This window comes from Chryseobacterium lathyri, assembly GCF_003290185.1.
Classification (GTDB): Bacteria; Bacteroidota; Bacteroidia; order Flavobacteriales; family Weeksellaceae; genus Chryseobacterium; species Chryseobacterium lathyri.
On record NZ_QNFY01000007.1, the window covers coordinates 24764 to 46648 of the forward strand.

General features: G+C 37.7%; 14 protein-coding genes. 11 read left to right on the forward strand and 3 right to left on the reverse strand.

Annotated features, from left to right (window positions below):
• Nucleotide 1: 1 nt before the first annotated feature.
• From DRF61_RS11040 to DRF61_RS11050, 3 genes are read right to left on the reverse strand one after another with little or no spacing between them, the layout of a single operon-like run.
• Nucleotides 2-6655 (reverse strand): RHS repeat-associated core domain-containing protein, encoded by a 6654-nt coding sequence (locus tag DRF61_RS11040; RefSeq protein WP_111956959.1) that lies wholly within the window; start codon nucleotides 6653-6655, stop codon nucleotides 2-4.
• A gap of 52 nt (nucleotides 6656-6707) precedes the next feature.
• Complete coding sequence (locus DRF61_RS11045; protein WP_111956961.1) at nucleotides 6708-7184, reverse strand: hypothetical protein; 477 nt, start codon at nucleotides 7182-7184, stop codon at nucleotides 6708-6710.
• Nucleotides 7185-7192: 8 nt separating this feature from the next.
• Entirely contained in the window at nucleotides 7193-8206 is a 1014-nt protein-coding gene (locus DRF61_RS11050; RefSeq protein WP_420866793.1) for a hypothetical protein, read from the reverse strand.
• Between the two features lie 726 nt (nucleotides 8207-8932).
• On the opposite strand from DRF61_RS11050, the gene DRF61_RS11055 reads away from it, so the two are divergent.
• From DRF61_RS11055 to DRF61_RS11105, 11 genes are all read left to right on the forward strand, one after another.
• Nucleotides 8933-9256: a DUF6660 family protein gene (locus DRF61_RS11055; RefSeq protein WP_111956965.1), complete on the forward strand. Its 324-nt coding sequence runs from the start codon at nucleotides 8933-8935 to the stop codon at nucleotides 9254-9256.
• Nucleotides 9257-9391: 135 nt separating this feature from the next.
• Entirely contained in the window at nucleotides 9392-13753 is a 4362-nt protein-coding gene (locus DRF61_RS11060) for a CusA/CzcA family heavy metal efflux RND transporter (RefSeq protein ID WP_111956967.1), read from the forward strand.
• Nucleotide 13754: 1 nt separating this feature from the next.
• Nucleotides 13755-15017 (forward strand): efflux RND transporter periplasmic adaptor subunit, encoded by a 1263-nt coding sequence (locus DRF61_RS11065; protein WP_111956969.1) that lies wholly within the window; start codon nucleotides 13755-13757, stop codon nucleotides 15015-15017.
• A 128-nt stretch (nucleotides 15018-15145) separates the two neighbouring features.
• Complete coding sequence (locus DRF61_RS11070; RefSeq protein ID WP_111956971.1) at nucleotides 15146-16021, forward strand: bestrophin family protein; 876 nt, start codon at nucleotides 15146-15148, stop codon at nucleotides 16019-16021.
• A gap of 21 nt (nucleotides 16022-16042) precedes the next feature.
• On the forward strand, nucleotides 16043-16462 hold the full coding sequence (locus DRF61_RS11075) for a Fur family transcriptional regulator (protein ID WP_111956973.1): 420 nt from the start codon (nucleotides 16043-16045) through the stop codon (nucleotides 16460-16462).
• 356 nt (nucleotides 16463-16818) lie between these two features.
• The gene (locus DRF61_RS11080) at nucleotides 16819-18471 is read left to right on the forward strand and encodes a heavy metal translocating P-type ATPase (protein WP_420866794.1); all 1653 of its coding nucleotides are present in this window, start codon (nucleotides 16819-16821) and stop codon (nucleotides 18469-18471) included.
• Between the two features lie 425 nt (nucleotides 18472-18896).
• Entirely contained in the window at nucleotides 18897-19259 is a 363-nt protein-coding gene (locus tag DRF61_RS11085; protein ID WP_111956982.1) for a hypothetical protein, read from the forward strand.
• Between the two features lie 157 nt (nucleotides 19260-19416).
• Nucleotides 19417-19692 (forward strand): YHS domain-containing protein, encoded by a 276-nt coding sequence (locus tag DRF61_RS11090; RefSeq protein ID WP_111956984.1) that lies wholly within the window; start codon nucleotides 19417-19419, stop codon nucleotides 19690-19692.
• Nucleotides 19679-20362, forward strand: a complete 684-nt coding sequence (locus DRF61_RS11095; protein WP_111956986.1) for an SCO family protein — start codon at nucleotides 19679-19681, stop codon at nucleotides 20360-20362. Before DRF61_RS11090 ends, DRF61_RS11095 begins: the two co-directional genes overlap by 14 nt.
• A 309-nt stretch (nucleotides 20363-20671) precedes the next feature.
• Entirely contained in the window at nucleotides 20672-21346 is a 675-nt protein-coding gene (locus DRF61_RS11100) for a superoxide dismutase (protein WP_111956988.1), read from the forward strand.
• 3 nt (nucleotides 21347-21349) lie between these two features.
• A complete protein-coding gene (locus tag DRF61_RS11105) occupies nucleotides 21350-21718 on the forward strand; it encodes a hypothetical protein (protein WP_111956990.1) in 369 nt (122 codons plus the stop codon).
• Nucleotides 21719-21885: the final 167 nt, after the last annotated feature.

Consider the following 21885-nt stretch of genomic DNA (forward strand, 5'->3'; position numbering starts at 1 on the left):
ATTATTTAAAATTAATATTTATTTTCTTATCGGTACCTTGTAATAACTTCCATATCTGTTCATTTCCCATTTGAAAGTTCATACTATTAAAAACTTCACTAGGAACAGTACTTTGAATATTATGCCAGCCATTATTTTCCAAGAAACTGGATCCAGATTCTTGAATATGATAATGCCCTACATTATCAAGTAAGTCACTATATTTTTGAGCAATTTTACTTGTTAATTTTATAGATTGTTCAGCAATATTTGAGAGTCCTGCATTTGCTATCCTCACATGATTAAGTTCATGTTGCATAACATAGGCTAATTGTTCTCTACTTGCAAACGCCTTATTAGAAAGAAATATTCTTATTTTCCCAACACGTTTCCCGTATTTATCTATTCTTACATCTGTAACCCCCAATGCTTTAGTTATTTTGCCTTTGTAGGTATATTCTATAGCTCCATCAGCATTCATTTTACCACCAAGACGCGAAGCATCATTATATATTGAGTTTTTATTTAATCCGTCTTGAACACCGAATTTTTCATATAAATCTCTTGCATAACTTCTGTTACCTACTGGAGTGCCTGATTCTAATGTATTTATTTCATTATCTTCCATATAAAATCTTATTGTTCTAGTACTCAACTGATTTACTACCCAACTAATCCCACTTACAATTCCAGCAGTGGCAGCACCAAAGATAGCTCCTCTATACATTCCTGTAAAGAAATTTTCTTTATTAAATAAAGCATCAACTCCTCCAGAAATAGCACCATTCATACTACCCACAATAACAGCTCCTTGGAAGCCACTGGCGGACATTCCTCCAGTCAATCCACCTGTAGCAGCGCCTGTGACCGCTCCTATCAGTAAGCTTCTGGCAAAACCACCCCAGGACCACGTTCCGTTCACTAAAGATTTTAATATAAACATTCCTGCAGCTACCATTGTTCCTACAACAGCTCCTGCAACCCATGATGCCACCAGTACACCAAATAAAGGTACAAAACATTCTCCATTAGGATCATTAAACATCAATGGATTATTCATTACATACCCATATTTATTATAATTCTGGGTATTGTAAGGATCTTGTATGTTTTCATCTGCATTCAGGAATCTTCTCAGTAACGGATCATACAATCTTCCATTCATGTGAATAATTCCAACCTCTGCAAAATGTTCGTGACTTGTATATCCTCTTTCCAATAATAGAGAAGTGTTGTCAATTATACTCTTATCAGTGATAATCGCTCCATTTCCTATTTGAAGATGTGTAAAATTACCCCAGGCATCAAAATGCCTTTGCTCCAGTTTGTTTCCTGCTTCATTGCTAATGGCCAGGATACTTCCTAAATAATCTTTATGTAAAAATTTGTAAGATCCATTGGCTTCATCATAGTTCTTCAGGTAAATGATACTACTTTCGTATGGACTTCCACCAATATAAAGAACGTGCTTTTCTTTACCCGTTGTATTGTCTTTTACGATTTCAAAACTTCCGTCTTCACTGTAGAACTTAGTAAATTTACCTTCCTGATCAGGATCAAAATTTCCTCCATAGCTGACTTTTTGTCTCATGCTTGTCAAACCATACTGGAACGCTACATCTCCTTTCATTCCGTCAATGAAAACAGGATCATTATTTTCATTATAAGCAATGCTTTGGATTAAATCATTATTATAATTCTGAGTACCTGCTGCATTCAAGGTCATTCCAGTCGGTTGGTAGATCTTGACAGAATTTTCATACTTCATAGTTCCCACCTGATCGTTTTCAAGGATTCTTCCTTTAGTGTCATAGCTATTTTGAGAATTTTGTCCTGTTCTAGGATTTGTCCAGCTGATTAATCTGTTATTGTCATCATAATCAAATGATTCAATTATATTAAAATCTCCTAAAGTTTTTCTCAACTTAAGTTCATTTTTAATAACATTGAAAGTATACTGGATATTTAGAATACTTTGTACAGGAGAGATATGTTTGATTTCTGTTAAGAAACCAGTTGCATCATTATATGTATTATTAATATCTGATACTCCTAATTTGGCTCTTACAACTTGACCTTTAACATTGGTTTCTTTAAGTTCCCATAAAACTTTACCTGAGTTTTTATCTTTTATCTGATAAAGCTCTCCATTCCAGGCACTATATACATTTTCTACAGTAACTTTGGTCAAAACACCGGAAGAATATAATTGTTTTTCGTAAGAAATCACTCTGCCTTTGTCATCATATGTAATACCTTTTCGTATAAAATATTTTCCATTACTACTTTCGGACGAAGATAATAATCTTCCCTGCTGATCATAGACCACATTCGAGCTATAAGATTTTCCTTTGGAGGTTCCGGCTTTTGAAACTACCCTACCTTTGTTATCATAAGAATAGGAAATTATTTTATTAGTTGCCTGTCCGCCATCTGTTGTAGAGATTTCTGTATGAGAAATAAGCTGACCTAAATTATTGTAAGTATATTGTTTAATCCCTTTAGGACTGATGACTTTTTTAGATTGTCCAAAAGGATCATATTCATATTTATACAATCCGTTAGACGGGTCATTGAATTCTGATTTTCTTCCCCAAGAATCATATTTAGTAGTAACTATATTTTCAGCATATTGTGCTTTTATCTGTTCTCCCGCAGCATTGTAAGAGAAATTGACTGTTCCCCCCTTATCTGTACTGGAGATAACATTATTTAAAGCATCAGTGGTTTTACTATTTGTTCTTGCATATCCGTTAACTTCTGTTACAGAGATGGTATTTCCGGAAGTAACAGTTTCTATTTGCTTGCCCAAGAATGAAGATATTTCTCCGGCATTATTTAATGTTGCTAATGCAGTTGCTGTTATCTTAGTGGGATAAAAAGTATCATTATAGGCGATGACGTTCCATAGACTTATATTTCCACCTTCAAAATAAGGTTCACTCTCTTTCGTTTTTCTGCCTAAAACATCATATTGGGTTTCCTGAGATACAAATTGACCCTGCCCAAATGTTTTTGTAGATGTTTTATAATTCTGTCCTAATTTGTTGGTGAATTTTTTTGAGACATCGCCATCAGGATCATACTGAGTAATAGTTATATTTGATTGGCTATCTTTTTCATATTGATATGTTGTTGTTCCTTCGAGATTGGTTTTGGATTTCATTAACTTGCCCCAAGCATCATAGGTGTTGGCGAGCTTATTATCCAATGGATCGGTCTGTGTAACAATTTGTCCTCTATCATTATATGTGTAGCTAGTCGCTAGTCCGAGATTATCCGTATTCTTTTCGACAAATCTTCCTGTAGATTCATATTTAGATATACTGGTTTGGGTTTGAGAATCTACACTGTTACTGATAACCTTTTGAATAATATTTCCATATCCGTCATAAGTATAAGTTTCCTGTAAATATTCGGTGTTATCTCTGTTCCATGTTTTAAGCGTTTTTAAAAGGTTACTTTCATAAGCATATTCCTCTTTTGTAGATTTTGTATCACCATAGGCTTGATTTACGGTAGTTTTAGATTTCGGGCGCCCAATGTAATAGTTTGATCCAACTCCTGCCGGGTTATGAATGTATTCAAAAGTGGTATTTATCGTTGAAAAATTATTATTGACATTAAGCTGGGTTGAAGCTGGTAAATAGTAATTGTCATAAGTTACCGATTTTGTTAAAGTAATGTTTTTTAAGAAATCTTTTTCAATAATGGTTTCAGGAAGAATTACATCCACTTTGTTAGGCAATTGTTGAATAGAATAGTTACTTTGCTTAAATGATAACAGCTGAGTATTATTAACAGAAATATCTGTCGGGAAAATTAGATTTTCGTCGTTAGTTCTGATTGACCATTCTTTTACCGGTTGACCGAATTTTTGAGCATCAATTTCAACACCGCTCCATATTTTTGTATTTTCAAAACCATCTGCATACCATGAAGATCGAGCCATTTGGTAATACCCAATACTTCCTCTTCCTTGCAAATGCCCTGTCATTCCTCTGTATCGGAAATCCTGCTTTCTGCCTACCTGCTGAAGTTGAGAAACAACGAATGTCTGATCGACTCTTTCTAATGAAAAATAAGGGTAAAGCTCTTTCTTAACTTTCTTATAAATATTAGTTCCATTAGGAACCGCTTCCAAGTAACTAACCCCCGTTATGACACTCCCATTTCCTTGGTTAATTGATTTAATCCTTGCCAGCTCTGAAAGTGGTGTAGGTGCTTTTATTCTGTGCAGATGCTCCTTCCAATATAGAAATACGTTATAATAGTTATTATTTGCTTTTATTGGGTTTGTTAATGGTGTGAATAACGTTAAATCCTGTACATCCTGCACTCCATAAGTCGGACTTACAAAGGATGGGATGGGTTGGAAATTCAGCGTACCGTCAGAAGCTGTACCATTAGCAAGTCTCGTACTTATAACATAGCCGAAATCTCTATAGCTTTGGTTAAAATTATTGATCTGGTTATACGAGAAAACCTGAATCACATCAGATTTACCATCCTTATTCATATCAGCGATGGAGAAGAAATACTGTTTTGCAAATTTATTATAATTACCCGTAGTCTCTGTCTGACGTTTTCTATAAGAGAAAAATTCTATTTTAAGAAAGTTATTGAATCCTGTCCCAGTTCCTATATAGAATCTCCAATTATCTGCTTTTCCAATGGCAGTATCTGTAACAGGTATGGTAAAGTCTAATTTCCCATCCCCATTAAAATCCCCAAATAATATAGGAAACTCAGGATCTTTGGTTTCAACTAAACTGCTTGTAAACCTAATCTTTTTCAGATATTGATTCGGAGCCGTTTTTACAAATTCAAATACTTTGTAATCATTATTGGAGACATTGATGATTTCAACTTTTCCGTCTCCATCTATATCCATATATTGCTGGTTATAAAGAATGTTTTCATTAATTCCTGCATCAATTATATAAGTAGCAACTGGATTATTCTGATTTTTTAAATCCACAATAAAGTTTCCTACATCATATGTGGCACATCTGAGAACGGTACACGGAGCAGGGCGGTTCGTAGTTTCATTTGGTGTAATATTATTACAAGCAGGATCTGGCACCCATTCACAAACTCTTTTTTTTAAAGTCAAAAAAATGTCCGAGATACCATCTCCATTAATATCACCTTCATTCAATGAGGGAACCTCTATGTTACAACCCGCAGGTGGAGGTTCATTACCTGTCACACAATCGGATTCATCATATACTAATTTTTCAAATACTTTGACAAAAATGTTATTTCTGAAGATATAACCTACAATTTTACCTTCTTCATATTGTACAATCCCGTTCCCGTTATAGATTTGTCCTTCTTCGTCCAGTAATGTGCTCACTACTTTCGCATTAGTGTCGAAATATTTATTAGTGTTTATGGTCGTAAATGTATCGTTATTAAATGCTCCCAATTTTACAGTACCATTTGACATAACAAAATCAATATAGGAATCCCCGTTGAAATCTCCTGTCAGCTTTACGCCACTAAATGGATCACTATTGGGTAAATAGTCCAGGTCTACCGAAGAAGGAACTGGCTGGGGATACTCGAATGCTATAGGATTAGCAGCTGCTCCCTCAGCATTATATTCCGTAATTTTATTAACAAACTGGTAGCTTGTACCATTGTTGCCATATTCAATAGTATATTTTTTATAGGAACTGTTGTTCGTTTTCACAACAACATTATCCAATATCCTGTCCTGAATCAATGAAACTCCACCAACATAATATTGCTCAGACAAAGTTCTAGGCATATAGTTAAATGTGATTTCATTGATTGCAGGAGTATTTAATACTTCGTTTCCTCCCCATTGAATGCTGGAAACTGAAGCTACATTTTTAGATGCAGTTTGTACATAGTTATACACAATATAATTTCCCTGAGCATCTCTCCATTTAACAATATTGTATTCTATAGGGGTTCTGGCTAAACTTGCTCCCGAAGTAGTGCCACCATACCAAGCCTGTGAGCCATCTTCAAAAGTCACTTCCCAGTATTCGGGACCTTGCCATGCCTGTCCTGTGATCGCTCCAACTGATTTTATTTTGATATTTGAATACTTTTCAGTTACATATTCTGCACCATCTTTACCATATTCTCCTGATTTTAAAATCAATCGTTGTCCGTTAAAATTATAATAGTCTGAATAGTCTAATTTTACACTGGTTAACTCTCCGTCTTTCTCAATATTTTTTCCACTTCTTGAAATCGTAGTAACACCTGATAAAGCCCAACCAAAACCAGCAATTCCATTTCCGGAATTACTCAGATAGATTAAGCTCATATTGGGAGAAACATTTTTCACACCTTGAGGTAGATCAATCGGCAGGGTAAATTGCAGCTGCCCTGCTCCAGTTACTTCAATATTTCCTTTGGTATCGTGGAAACTTTGTCCTGATGGTGCTGTAGTTCCGGTTGGATTACCCGCACCGGCTCCTGAATCAATTGGTCCTCCCCCCGGATTTTCAGTACCCGGCCCAATTTTAGCAATAAAAGGATTAGATACGTTGGATGTTGCGTGAAATCCCTGTGCAAGTACTACGGTCTGTGGATCCTGAACCGTTCGCGAGGTGCTTTCAGCTTGGTATAATATAGTTTGTGAATACCCTAATATTGAGAGACAGGATATTATGAATGAATAGAAAATTTTCATATTCTTTTTCTTTGTATTAATAAATTGTTAGATGACGAATCAGATAAATTGCTTATCGTTTTGTAACATTTCGGCTAAACACTCTGCCGTCTTTTAATGTAAAACGTAGAATATAAACACCCCAGTCATACCCAGTCATATTAATCTTCAACTGACGGTTTAGCCCCGGAATATTCTGTTGCTGAAATTTCCAGTGTACCGTACTGTGCTGATACAGTGAAACGGATTCTATAAGATCATCTGCTTCTTCAGTCCAGTCTATGGTAAGAACGTCATTAACGGGTACAGGATAGAGCCTTATCTGTTTCAAGAAGGTTTTTTCATCCATAGCAAGAGCTTCTTGCTGTTGCAGGGGAGCTACTGTTTTAGTTTCTTGTTTTGCTGTGTCAGTGGGAGCTGTTTTTCCTGCAACATTAGGGCCTCTGTATCTTTGGTTTCCGGCTTCGTCATATTTGAAATAGACTTCAGTTTGTGAAAAGCCTAAAAAGCCTATAAACAATGAGAATATAGAAAGTAATTTTGTTTTCATTTGTGATTTTATTTTTTAGTGGAAAGAAGTTGTTGGACTTGTTTTTTTAGTTCTTTAATTTCTTCGGATTGAGATTTATTTTCTTTATCCTGCTCTATAGTATACAAAGTCAATTCCTCAATCTTTTGCAACAGTTTGATCTGGAATTCTCCCACATTTACTCCTTCTTTTTTCATAACTTTTGCAGAAGCAATTTCCGGCAAATGTTTTTTCTCTTTAATATGTTTTTCAACATCTTCAAGTTTAGGCAGGCTATAGTTTTCTTCAAATACAAAATCAGCAGTTGGTGTAAGAGTTACTTTTATTTCTTTGGCTTCAAATTTACCTTGCAATGATGCATTGCCGTTGGAATGTAAAGCCAAAGTCTGTTGCTTGATTCCTGTATTAGATACTAAATTAAAATTAATCTCATTATCTAACAATCGAATATATGAGCCTCCTTTTGAAGGGTTTATTCTTTCCATACTGCCCCCATTCAAAAAATTTTTTATATTATTTCCAATACCTACCCCGGAATAGGTTAATCCCGGTTCAGAAGCCCAAATCATTAAATCAGCAGGAGCATTACCATCATTGTCTGCATGCAATAGGATTGTAGAAGTGAAATGTTTCCCATAAATGGAAAGTTTTTCTTGGGGTGAGCTTGTATTTATACCTATATTGCCATCGTCTGCTAAGAATAAAGGTACGTCACAAATTCCCCCCGCACAGCGGTTGACTGCATCATATCTCATGAATCCCAACCCTTTTGCCCAAGTATTTCCTTTCCATATACTCCATTCCTTTACCTGACCGGATTGTGTATATGAATCATCAATAAACCTCAGTCCGGTCGGTATATAGGTCCCATTACCTCTAATGATAGGAATACCGCTGTTTGCATTAATATCAAGACTCGCTTCAGGTGCATTGGTTCCGATACCAATATAATTATTTGAAGAGGCTTGTATTGCACCAGCAGGAGTGTATAACTGTGCAAATGTGAAAGATGATGCCAATAAGGCCAGTGATAATAATTTAATTTTCATCTGTTTATAGTTGTTTATTTTTTGTTCAATTAAATAAATTAGGTAAGTTTCTCTGCGTTACTAAATGTCTTTCATCAATATTTTCCATGTATTTTGCAGTGGCATTACTAAAAGAATGACGGTTACGCATTGTGGATTCATTAGTCCATCCTTATGAAAAGGATCGGTGTGACTTTTGTATTGTTGGCCTTAGAGATGAACAATTGTTTCTGTAAACTTGTTCGAAGGAGTAGCACTTGAGCTATCTGTATTCCGGTTCTGTGCAAATTGTGATGAGGCTGAAAAGCTCAGAATAATTAATAAAGATTGTTTCATAATTTTTTTTTCAGTAAAAGTGTTTTTAAAAATGGTTATGTAAAATGTCAGTAGGTGAGTAACTGAAGGCTGTGTTTTTTAAGTAATAAGGTTATGTTTTTTCAGCAAAAATAAAAAATATTTAAATCAAAAACTGACAATAATGATACAAATCATTAAAATGGGAATTATATGATGGCAAATTAAAAAAAAGCATAATAATTTTAGTTAAAAACTTTTTTAAATCAAAAAATATTAAGTGAGAAAAATCAAAAAATACCGATTTTGAACTTGTAAATAGTTGTTTATCAGTATTAATTTATTTTTGAAAAATTTAATGCTCCTTAGAAAGAAATTAGATGCTAAAAATATAATAAATCACTCTATGGTCTTTCCTTTTTAGAAAAAAACTTTACCTTTGTCCATATGAACCTGTTAAGATGGATACTTGCATTCTATTTCATGGCATTATCACTGATGCCCTGCGAAGATGTGCACAGTCCTGCAGGGCCTTCAGAAATCAAACTGTCATTCAATATTCAGGAATCCCATTCAAAAGATAAAGGAGATATCTGTTCACCAATGTGTACATGCAGTTGCTGTCAAATGACGGTATCTTCTTTCAAAATGGATTCATTGTTTGAAATTCCAAGCCATGTTCAGGCTTACTTTTCAAAGAAAATTCTTTTCCAGAAAAACAATTTTGCTTACCAGATGTACGACCATATCTGGCAACCTCCTAAAATTTAATTTTTATTGATTATTAGAAAGTTAGGCTTTCTATCTATTGAACTTTGCAATACCATTGCAGAGGTCTCCGTGATATTTTTGCAACGGCATTATCGTCGTATGCAGTTATTACCAATAAAAAATTAAATACAGATCGTGTTAGATAAAATCATAAAATTCAGTATCAAAAACAAGGTGGTAGTGGGTATCATGACCCTGCTTCTCATTATCTGGGGAGTATGGAGTGCTACAAGGCTACCCATAGATGCGGTTCCTGATATTACCAATAATCAGGTGCAGATCATCACAGTATGTCCTACACTTGCAGGACAGGAAGTAGAGCAGCTTGTTACCTTTCCCATAGAGCAGAGTATTGCCAATGTCCCAGACATCGAAGAAACCAGAAGTATTTCAAGATTCGGGCTTTCCGTGATCACTGTGGTATTCAAAGAAAATGTAGACGTTTATTTTGCCAGACAGCTGATCAATGAACAGTTGAAGCTGGCTGTTGAAGAAATCCCCAAAGGAGTGGGAACGCCGGAACTTGCCCCTGTAAGTACAGGTCTTGGGGAAGTGTATCAGTATATTCTCCATCCGAAAAAAGGCAGCGAAAAAAAATATTCTGCCAAAGAGCTTCGCACCATGCAGGACTGGATTGTCAAAAGACAGCTGAACGGAACGCCGGGCGTTGCAGAAATCAACAGCTTCGGAGGAGAATTGAAACAATATGAAGTAGGGGTAAATCCTGACCGCCTTAAAGCAATGGGCGTAAGCATTTCCGATATCTTTACAGCCTTAGAAAAAAACAACCAGAATACCGGTGGGGCTTATATAGACAAAAAACCGAATGCCTATTTCATCCGTGGAATCGGTTTTGTAACCTCATTGGAGGACATTAAAAATATTTCCGTTAAAAATGAAACAGGAAGCGTTCCGATTTTTATAAAAGATGTTGCAGATGTGCGTCTTGGAAGTGCAGTACGTTACGGAGCACTGACCTACAATGGTAAAGTAGATGCGGTAGGCGGTGTTGTCATGATGCTGAAAGGAGCCAACAGTAACGAAGTGGTCAGCCGTATTAAAGCTAAAATTCCGACTATTCAGAAGTCCCTTCCCGATGATGTGGTGATAGAACCATTCTTAGACAGAACAGATCTTGTAGGAAGAGCCATCAATACCGTAGAAAAAAATCTTATTGAAGGTGCATTGATCGTTATTTTCGTCCTGGTGGTTTTCCTTGGAAATCTGAGAGCAGGATTGATTGTAGCGTCTGCCATTCCATTATCCCTTCTTTTTGCTTTGGGAATGATGAATGTTTTTGGAGTGAGTGCCAATTTAATGAGCCTCGGGGCCATAGATTTCGGATTGATTGTAGACGGCGCTGTGATCATTGTGGAAGCCACTTTGCATCACTTAGGTGTAAGAAAATCTGTACGGAATCTTACCCAAAATGAAATGGACGAGGAAGTTTTCCTTTCCGCATCAAAGATCAGAAGCAGTGCGGCTTTTGGAGAAATTATTATCCTTATCGTTTACATCCCGATCCTAACATTGGCTGGAGTAGAAGGGAAAATGTTTACGCCAATGGCTAAAACAGTAGGATTTGCCATTTTAGGAGCGTTAATCCTTTCACTGACTTATATTCCGATGATGAGCGCCCTGTTCTTGTCCAAAAAGATTTCGCACAAAGAAACCTTTTCAGATAAGATGATGAACTTCCTGCAAAAGATCTATCAGCCGATGCTGCAAAAAGCTGTTAAAGTAAAATACATCATTGTTTCGGTCACGATTTTTATTTTCGTCATCAGTGCCTTTATTTTCAAAAATATGGGTGGCGAATTTATTCCGCAGCTGCAGGAAGGAGATTATGCATTCCACTGTATCCTGCCGCAGGGAAGTTCACTTAGCCAGAGTATCGAAACCTCCATGCAGGCTTCAAGACTTATCAAACAGTTTGATGAGGTGAAAATGGTTGTGGGAAAAACCGGTTCTGCTGAGGTTCCTACCGATCCTATGCCTCCCGAAGCCTCCGATCTGATTGTCGTTTTAAAACCACAAAAAGAATGGAAATCAAAAAAATCATACACAGAACTCGCCGATGAGATCAGTGAGAAATTAGAAACTATTCCCGGAGTGTTCTTTGAAAAGAACCAGCCGATTCAGATGCGTTTCAATGAGCTGATGACGGGGATCAGACAGGATGTTGCCGTTAAAATTTTCGGTGAAAACCTGGATTCACTCTCTATTTATGCAGATAAAGTAGGAAAGATCATCCAGACCGTTGACGGTGCGACGGCTCCGCAGATTGAAAGAATAAGCGGACTTCCCCAAATCAACGTAGAATACGACAGAACGAGAATGGCCAATTATGGTTTAAATATAGAAGACGTAAACAATGCTGTAAGTACAGCCTTTGCCGGAAAAGCAGCCGGACAGGTTTTTGAAAACGAAAGGCGTTTTGATCTTGTTGTCCGTCTCGACAGCCTTCACAGAACGAATATCGATGATGTGAATAATTTAATGATCTCTACCGGGACAGGAGCACAGATTCCGCTTTCCCAGGTGGCTAATGTCAGCTATAAACTGGGTCCTGCACAGATCAGCCGTGAAGAAGGAAAAAGAAGAATTGTGATCGGTTTCAATGTAAAAGACCGCGATGTACAAAGTGTGGTGAAAGATATTCAGGCGAAATTAGATAAACAGATCAAGTTACCTTCCGGATATTATTTTACCTATGGCGGACAGTTTGAAAATTTGCAGGAAGCCAGCAAACGTCTGATGATTGCTGTTCCGGTTTCCCTCTTTCTGATTTTTATGCTTTTATATTTTACTTTCCGTTCCTTCAAGCAGGCTGCATTAATCTTTACAGCTATTCCAATGAGTGCCATCGGAGGTATATTTGCTCTTCTTTTAAGAGATATGCCGTTCAGTATCAGTGCCGGAATCGGGTTTATTGCTCTTTTCGGAGTCGCAGTTCTTAACGGGATTGTTTTGATCGGAACTTTTAACCAACTTGAAAAAGAGGGTGAGACGGATGTACTGAAAAGAGTATATGAAGGAACGAAGACCAGATTAAGACCCGTTCTGATGACCGCAACTGTAGCTTCATTGGGATTCCTGCCTATGGCGATTTCTACAGGAGCAGGAGCTGAGGTACAGAAACCATTGGCGACTGTAGTCATCGGAGGATTGGTTACCGCTACATTCCTTACCTTATTTGTTCTGCCGATGCTCTATATTATTTTTAATTCAAAGATCCCACGAAAGATGAATAGAATTAAGCCCATCACAACAGTTATTGTTCTTGGATTTCTGATGTTCGGACAGACATTCAATGCGCAGACCAGACAGATTTCCGTTGATCAGGCCGTAGAAATGGCTGCCGAAAATAATCTGGTTTTAAAATCAAAGGATCTCAATATAAAATCTGCCGAAGCTTTGAAAGGCACAGCAAAAGAACTTCCCAAATTAAATTTTGAAGCACAGCTTGGGCAATACAACAGTCCGAAATTCGACCAGTCATTTGCCATTTCGCAGAGTATTCCTTTTCCTACGCTGTTCAAAGCAAGGAGAGAATTGATCACTGAAAATATAAAAAGCAGGCAGATCGATAAAGAAGTTTCGGCGAACGAGCTGACCAAACAGGTGAGAACCTATTATTATCAGATCGAATACCTTCAGTACAATAAATTTAAACTGAAAGATCTTGACAGTCTTTATCAGGATTTTATCAGGATCGCGACCGTAAGATTTAAAGCAGGAGATATCAAGAAGATTGAAATTAACACGGCAGAAACCCAAAAAGGAGAAATTAACCTATTGCTGAAACAGAATGAAGTGTATTTAAACAATGCCTATAAAAATTTAAAGACATTACTAAATACCTCTGAGAACCTTGAAGTTCCGTTTAAAAGCGATTATGAACCTTTGAAGACAGAAAATATTCTGGACAGTTCATCGGTAGCCAACAATCCAACGGTCAAAGCTTTTTATCATGAAATGGAAATTGCTGAAAAGAATAAAAATGTGGAGAAATCACAGGGGCTTCCTGAATTCAGTCTTGGTCTGACGAGCCAGTCATTGATAGGTTTACATACCAAAAACGGACAGGAGAAATTCTATAATGCCGGAGACCGTTTCAATTCCTTTTCTGTAGGGGTTGCTATTCCTTTAACATTTGGAGCAACAAAAGCAAGAATACAGGCTCTGGAATATGAAAAATATGCCGCTGAAACCAATGCGAAGATGCAGCAGAAACAACTTTCGACACAGCTCGAAAATGCTTTCGGACAGTATCAGCAGGATATACAGCAGTATGAATATTATGTAAATCAGGCCATTCCGAACGCGGAAAAAATTGTTAAAGCTGCCCAGTTAGGCTACAAAACTGGGGAAATCTCTTACGTAGAATATCTTTTTGCCCTGCAGACTGCCACCAATATTCAGTTGAAATATTTAGAATCCATTCAGCAGGTCAACCAATCTGTAGTTACCATTAATTCAATTATCAATAAATAACATGAAAATAAAGCACAATATCATATATCTGACCGTCACGGCACTTTTACTTATAAGCTGCGGAAAAAAAGAAACGCCGGCAGAAAACCCCGAAGTAAAGACTGAAAAAGCTGAAGCCGGTCATGAAGAAGCAATGCAGATTATCGCTTCATTAACGGAAGCGCAGATCAAATCGGTCGGAATATCTTTAGGTCCCATAGAAATGAAGGAACTTACGTCCACTGTGAAAGCCAACGGACTTCTGAGAGTTCCCAATAATAATAAAGCCACCATCACCTCTCTGTACGGCGGTGTGATCAAAACCCTGAATGTACAGGTAGGAAGCATCGTAAAAAAGGGACAGGTGATTGCAACCATTGCGAACCCTGAATTTATCCGGCTACAGGAAGAATATTTAACAACGAATAGCAGAATTATCTATGCAGAACAGGAATACAGAAGACAACGCGAGCTTTTTGACAATGATGCAGGTGCCAAGAAAAACCTGCAGAGTTCAGATGCCGAGCTTAAAACCCTGAGAACGAAAAAAGCTTCCCTTCTGAGACAGCTTCAGATGATGGGAATCAGTCCGGGAAAAGTAAATAATGGGAATATGAGATCCGGATTGGTCATTACCGCACCAATCAGCGGAACCGTCAGCAGTATTTCAGCACAGATCGGAAGCTATGTAGATGTTTCGTCACCTGTAGCGGAGATTATTGATAACAACTCGATTCATCTTGATCTGCAGGTTTTTGAAAAAGATCTTCCTAAAATGAGAGTAGGGCAGATCGTGCATTTCAAGCTGACCAATAATCCTGAAACAGAATATGATGCCATGGTGTACAGTGTAGGCTCTTCTTTTGAAAACGAAAGCAAAACCGTTTCAGTACATGGCACAGTGACCGGAAATAAAGCGGGTCTGATCGACGGAATGAATATCACCGGAATTGTCAGTCTTGATAAAAACACAACACCTGCCGTTCCTAATGAAGCTATCGTAGAGGCAGACGGAAAATATTATGTCTTCATCCGTACAGATAAAAAGCCGGAGGAGCATGAAGAAGAAGAATCCGGAGATGATAACAAAAATGAGAAAGGAGAACCTGTCCAACATCAAAGAACCTTGAATTTTGAAAAAGTAGAAGTGATAAAAGGGACATCAGATATGGGCTATACAGCCATTACACCTGTAAAAGGAATTCCTGCTGATGCCAGAATTGTAGTGAAAGGAGCTTTTTTCATTAATGCTAAACTTTCCAATTCCGGTGGGCATGAGCATTAAAATAAGGAAATGCTCATCGATTTATAGAAACCGGCCTGAAGAACTACCGATTTTTATGCCTAAATTAGAGGTGTTTACGGTACATTTTCAGGGTAAGAATAAGAAACATTCTAATACATCATTCAGTTATGCTGTTAAACAAGAAAATATCCATCTGGTATTTCATCCGTGAAATAAAAAATCAAATTCTGTATATGGGAATATTTGCCGTGTCCATAGGATTATTAGATCTTCTCCCATGGTTCCGGAAAATTTCACTTCCCCTTAATATTCCGGCCCTTTTGGGAACGGCTGTTTCATTGCTGCTGGCGTTCCGGACTTCCCAATCCTACGAAAGATGGTGGGAAGCCAGAACAGTCTGGGGTGCCATAGTGAATGACTCAAGGACGTTGATGAGGTTGATCATCCAGTTTTTTCCGGCAGGAGAAGATAAGATCATAAAAGAATTTGCAGAAAGGCAGATCATCTGGACCTATGCACTTGGTGAATCTCTGAGAAGACAGCCTTTTTCAGACAGAGTTCAGAACTATCTGGATGAACATCAGATCAAAGCGACGAATATTCCGAATGCACTTCTGGATGTACATTCCCAACGGCTCAGAAATATTGCTTTTTCGAAAGGTTTAACAGAACTTCATCAGCTAAATGCTGTCATCATGAGGCTCTGTGACAATATGGGAAGATGTGAAAGGCTAAAGAATACAGTTTTTCCAAGATCTTATAGTATTTTACTGCATACCCTAATCTATGTTTTTGCAGCCATCCTTCCGTTTGGACTGGATGATTCTCAGCTGGCTGTTGAAATATTAATAACCTTCCTTATTCCGGTCATGTTTCTTGCAATTGAGAAAACATCCATTATCATGCAGGATCCTTTCGAAAATGGACCTGTAGATATACCTGTGACCGCATTGGCACAGACCATTGAAATTAATATTAAAGAAATGACAGGAGATCAGAATATTCCTGTTAAAAAAGATAATTCTTTGTATTACGAAATGTGATCCATTAAAATAATCGTACAAATGAAAAAAGATATAGAAACCAAACTCATCGATAAAAATACCAAGCCCACCAGCATGCGGATTCTGGTGTATGATTTTTTGAGTACACAGGAAGCGGCACTCTCCCTTTCAGAAGTGGAAAATCATTTTGATCATGCGGACAGGACTACCATTTACCGTACCTTGAAAACCTTCGAAGAAAAAGGAATTGTCCATAGCATTCAGGAAAATGCCACAACAAAATATAAATTATGCGATGACGGCTGTGATGAGAAAACACACAAAGACTGGCACCTGCACTTTTACTGCAAAATATGCAAGCAGACCACCTGCAGGGAAGATATTTCCTTTCCTGAAAATGTTCAGACCAATTTCAGAATAGATGAGATAAGACTTTTTGCCAAAGGAATCTGTGAGAACTGCCTCGAAAGTTTGCAATAGTATTGCACTGAGTATAACCTTAATTTTACATTAAAATAGTATTTATGGAAGAATGTTGTAGCACAAAGCCTAAAAATAAAGAACCTCATACACACAATCATTCCGAAGGAGACGGACATGATCACTCCCATGATACAGGAGATAAAACACCTTTTCAGATGTTTCTTCCTGCCATCATCTCTTTCGTACTGTTGCTGATAGGAATAGCATTGGACAATTATATAAAAACAGAATGGTTCACGGGCTGGGTACGTTTGATATGGTATCTGGCAGCCTATGCTCCCGTAGGTCTTCCGGTTTTAAAGGAAGCTTATGAAAGCATCATCAAGGGAGATGTATTCTCCGAATTTTTCCTGATGGGAATCGCTACAGTAGGAGCATTTGCAATCGGGGAATATCCCGAAGGTGTTGCTGTAATGCTGTTCTATTCCGTAGGAGAAGTATTCCAGGGAATGGCCGTTTCGAGAGCCAAAGGAAACATCAAAGCATTGCTGGATCAGCGTCCTGATGAGGTGACGATCATTGAAGCCGGCCAGCCAAGAACCATTAAAGCCAAAGAAACCAAAATAGGAGATGTCATCCAGCTGAAGCCTGGAGAAAAACTGGCTCTTGACGGTGAATTGATGACTGAATCCGCTTCATTCAACACCGCAGCGCTTACGGGCGAAAGTAAACCGGATACTAAAACAAAAGGTGAGACCGTATTAGCTGGGATGATCAATATGAACAGCATCGCTCTGGTAAAAGTGAATACCGCTTACGAAGACAGCAAACTGAGTAAAATTCTGGAACTGGTTCAAAACGCGACTGCACAGAAAGCCCCGACCGAATTATTTATCAGGAAATTTGCAAAAGTATACACCCCGATTGTTGTATTTCTTGCCATAGGAATCTGTCTTTTGCCTTATTTCTTTGTAAGTGATTATCAGTTCAGAGACTGGCTGTACAGAGCCCTGATCTTCCTGGTGATCTCATGTCCTTGTGCATTGGTGATCTCCATTCCTTTAGGATATTTCGGAGGAATTGGAGCAGCGAGCAGAAATGGGATTTTGTTTAAAGGAAGTAATTTCTTAGACAGTATCGCAGAGATCCAGAATGTGGTGATGGATAAAACCGGAACCATGACGGAAGGTGTATTCAAAGTACAGGAAGTAAGCATTCAGCCCGAATTCAATAAAGAAGAGATCCTGAAATTGGTCAATGTCCTGGAAAGCAAAAGTACACACCCTGTAGCCACAGCAATCCATAATTATGCAGGAGAGATTGATCATTCTCTTCCCCTGGAAAATGTGGAAGAAATTGCAGGACATGGCTTAAAAGCTTCAGTCAATGGAAAAGAATTGCTGGTCGGTAATTTTAAGTTGATGGATAAATTCAATATCAGCTACGATACCAACCACGCCAATATTGTGTACACGCTAATTGCCATAGCTTATGATAAAAAGTTTGCGGGCTACATCACCATTGCAGACAGTATAAAAAGCGATGCGAAAGAAACTGTTGACAACCTGCATAGAATGGGCGTAAAAGCCACTATGCTGAGCGGCGATAAAAGTACTGTTGTTAAATATGTGGCAGACCAACTGGGTATTGACAGTGCTTTTGGAGATCTCTTACCGGAAGACAAAGTCAATAAAGTAAAAGAAATCAAAGCCAAAAATCAAACCGTAGCCTTTGTAGGCGATGGCGTAAATGATGCTCCGGTAGTAGCACTCAGTGACGTAGGAATCGCTATGGGAGGACTCGGAAGCGATGCCACGATTGAAACCGCAGATGTCGTTATCCAGGATGATAAACCGAGCAAAATCCCAATGGCGATCAATATCGGTAAGCAGACTAAAAAGATCGTTTGGCAGAATATTGTTTTAGCCTTTGCAGTAAAAGCTGTAGTCTTAGCGTTGGGGGCTGGAGGCCTTGCAACGATGTGGGAAGCCGTATTTGCAGATGTGGGAGTAGCGATGCTGGCTATTTTAAATGCGGTGAGGATTCAGAGGATGAAGTTTAATTAGGGAGTAGGGATAAAGGAGTAGGTTGCAGATAGTAGGTAGCAGGTGCTAAATAAAGGTTTTAGGCTGTAAGATAATTAGCATCCAAATTTTATCGGAGATAAAATCCTAGCGCCTTAAAACAGTCTTTTTGTAATCTCTTTCGCGCCTTTGCGATTAAAAACAATACATCATCCATTAAAAAAATATGAAACGCCAAACCTTATAGGTTTCCAAAACCTATAAGGTTTTTATTACAGCAAAAAATCTGCGAAATCCCATAATCCGCGAGAGGAAAACTATCACAACTACAAGAAACCTTATTTTCCCTAATCCCTAATCCCTAATCCCTAATCCCTAATCCCTAATCTAAAAATAATCAATGACATTCATCATAAATAATCCATAAACCCAATTTGAGTAGTATATTTGTAGAACAGAACTGATCATTGAGACTTTTTATTTCCATATTCATCATTTTTACCATTGCATTACGCCCAGTTTTGCCATTGGTGAACTATGCCGTGAACTATGATTATATTGTAAAAAACCTCTGTGAGAACAGAAATATTCCTCAGTCAACGTGTAAAGGAAAATGCTACGTCAGCAAAGAACTGGCGAAAACGGAAAAGCAGTCCAATAATTCCCAGGTCATCAAAATATCCGTCCTGGATGTTTTTGTTTCCCACGATACCCTTTCATTTTTAGGACAGAAAGAATCTGAGCCTGAAGGTAAGGCTATACACTCAGATTATAGTATTGGTCATGCTTCGGAATACTTTTCCAGGATATTCCATCCTCCTTTAGCTTAATTTCAACTATTCTTTTAGTTTTTAATCAAAATATCCTCGGATTTTATTGCCTAATTATGTTTTTTTTAAACAATCTGCAGTAGAAACGGGTGGTTAGCTTTGTATTAAAAATTAATTTACACATTCATCATACTATCAATTTCAATTTACCATTAAAATGAAATCAAAAATTATTTTGACTGCACTATTGTCAGTTTCATTATTCGCCTGTGGCCAGGAAACCCCTAAAGTAAAACATAAAAAGAGCACTGCCTCTTCAAAATCGACGGTTAAAAAAGTAAAATTTGCCAATGCGGAAGATCCTATCTGTCACATGAAAACAGAAGATGATATGAAAGATACAGCAGTCTATAAAAATAAAACGTACGGTTTTTGCAGTAGCCTATGTAAAGACGAGTTCAAAAAAAATCCTGAGAAATATGCCCAAAAATAATAAGACCAAAAACGGAGCAAAAAGAAAGGTAATCATTCCGATTGCGATTTTCGCTCTTCTGTTTCTGGGAATAGGTGTTGGAATGGGATATTTTAAGAAGAACCTGTATACCGTAATGAAGGTTCCCGATTTTGAACTCACCGACCAGAATAATAAAAAGATCACCAATAAAGACATGCTGGGAAAAGTATATCTGGTAGAGTTTTTCTTTAGCAGATGTCCTACGATTTGTCCTGTGATGAACCGGAATATGAGATTTATTGAAGATGAGGTAAACAGTCCTGAATTTGGGATTATTTCAATAAGTATAGATCCGGAAAATGATACACCTGCCGCATTGAAAGAACATGCTAAAAGTGTAGGAGCCAAATCCCCGGACTGGCATTTTCTTACCGGAAACAGAGATTATATCGGAAAACTGGCAGACCAGTTCAATATCTATGTGGGAGATAAGGAAGACGACAGCGAAAGCCTTAACCACAGCGGAATGATCGCCTTGGTGGATAAAGAAGGAAATATCCGTTGCAGATACAATAAAGATAATATGCCAATCCTGTATTACTCAGGATTGAATTATGAAGATCCTGAGGGAAAAACCCCTAAACTTAACGGGAAGTATCATCCAGACCGGGAAATATTGATCGAGGATATTAAGAAATTATTGAAATAGAGTAGGGAAAGGAAGATGGAAGAATGAAGCTGGAAGTTAATGATGCGGATAATGATGAATGATGGTCATTAATGTAAATGATTAAAAGACCAATGAAATTGTGGTCGTGGAGTAGAGGAGTCTTAATGTAGAAAGTTAATGACTGGAATAATGATTGGTGAAAGTCATGAATGCAGATGATTAAAAAGATAAGATGAAGAAGTGTAGATGAAGTATAGTCGTCTTCAGGCAGAAATAGCTTCCCTTTTCCATCCTCCTGCTTTCCTTCTATAAGTATAAAAATATTGTTAAACCATAAAACAAAACGTTATGAAGATTTTGAAAATAGCAGCTTTAAGTGCCGTATTCGCCGCACAGTTTGCTTTTGCGCAGTTTAAGCAGACACCGCTTCCTTATGCATACAATGCACTGGAAGGTTCGGTAGACGCACAGACAATGGAAATTCACTATTCAAAGCATGCTGCAGGTTATGTTGCCAATTTGAATAAAGCAATTGCGGGAACACCTCAGGAGAAGCAAACCCTCTTCCAGATCCTTTCAGAAATTTCCAAACTTACGCCGGCAGTAAGAAACAATGCAGGAGGGCATTACAACCACGAGCTTTTCTGGACCGTTCTTACACCTGTAAAAGACACCAAGCCTTCTGAAAAGCTGGCTAAAGCGATCACGGAAACTTTCGGAAGCATGGATGCGTTCAAAGAAAAGATCAGTAAAGCAGGTGCAGACCGTTTCGGTTCAGGATGGGCATGGCTTTCTGTGGATAAAAACGGAAAATTATTCGTTTCTTCTACAGCGAATCAGGATAACCCTTTGATGGATGTAGTAGAAGAAAAAGGAACTCCGATTTTAGGAATTGACGTTTGGGAACACGCTTATTACCTGAAATACCAGAACAAAAGAGCAGACTATCTTACTGCCATCTGGAATGTGCTGAACTGGAAAGAGGTAAGCAGAAGATATGATGAAGCCCTAAGCAAGAAATAACAGATGAATTTAATTTGCAGCATATTCCTCACTCTTTATATGGCGTTCAGACCTCTGATCCCATTGGTGGAGTATGCTGTAAATTATGATTATATTTCCACCGTTCTCTGCATCAATAAAAGCAAGCCGGAGCTTCACTGTAACGGTAAATGCTACCTGAGCAAAGAACTCGCAAAAACGAATAATTCAGATTCTTCACCTTTAAACAAAACCAAAAATTCAGGACAGAAAATTCTCGATATCTGTACGCTTCCTGAAATTACAGGAATAAAAAAAGCTGAAAGTTTCCTTTCTGTAAACTTCAATTTTCTCTACGAAACAGCCTATTCTTTTCTGTTTCTCAAACACATTTTCAAACCACCGGTTTTTTAAGTTCAATTTTAATCTTTATCAACCACAAAGAACCGAAGATTTTAAAAGCTTAAGCGTTCTTCTATGCAGTTTTCAATACACTTTAAATAATTAAGGTGTCAAAAAACTTTTGTGCCTTTTGTGGTTAAAAAAAATGAATGTTACCCATTCAAAAACATTTCTATTTT

Coding starts and splice junctions, on each gene's coding strand:
- DRF61_RS11075 (WP_111956973.1), top strand. CDS start 16,043: ATGAAAAAAGATATAGAAACCAAACTCATCGATAAAAATACCAAGCCC.
- DRF61_RS11095 (WP_111956986.1), top strand. CDS start 19,679: ATGCCCAAAAATAATAAGACCAAAAACGGAGCAAAAAGAAAGGTAATC.
- DRF61_RS11045 (WP_111956961.1), bottom strand. CDS start 7,184: ATGAAAACAAAATTACTTTCTATATTCTCATTGTTTATAGGCTTTTTA.
- DRF61_RS11105 (WP_111956990.1), top strand. CDS start 21,350: ATGAATTTAATTTGCAGCATATTCCTCACTCTTTATATGGCGTTCAGA.
- DRF61_RS11055 (WP_111956965.1), top strand. CDS start 8,933: ATGAACCTGTTAAGATGGATACTTGCATTCTATTTCATGGCATTATCA.
- DRF61_RS11070 (WP_111956971.1), top strand. CDS start 15,146: ATGCTGTTAAACAAGAAAATATCCATCTGGTATTTCATCCGTGAAATA.
- DRF61_RS11065 (WP_111956969.1), top strand. CDS start 13,755: ATGAAAATAAAGCACAATATCATATATCTGACCGTCACGGCACTTTTA.
- DRF61_RS11080 (WP_420866794.1), top strand. CDS start 16,819: ATGGGAATCGCTACAGTAGGAGCATTTGCAATCGGGGAATATCCCGAA.
- DRF61_RS11090 (WP_111956984.1), top strand. CDS start 19,417: ATGAAATCAAAAATTATTTTGACTGCACTATTGTCAGTTTCATTATTC.
- DRF61_RS11100 (WP_111956988.1), top strand. CDS start 20,672: ATGAAGATTTTGAAAATAGCAGCTTTAAGTGCCGTATTCGCCGCACAG.
- DRF61_RS11040 (WP_111956959.1), bottom strand. CDS start 6,655: ATGAAAATTTTCTATTCATTCATAATATCCTGTCTCTCAATATTAGGG.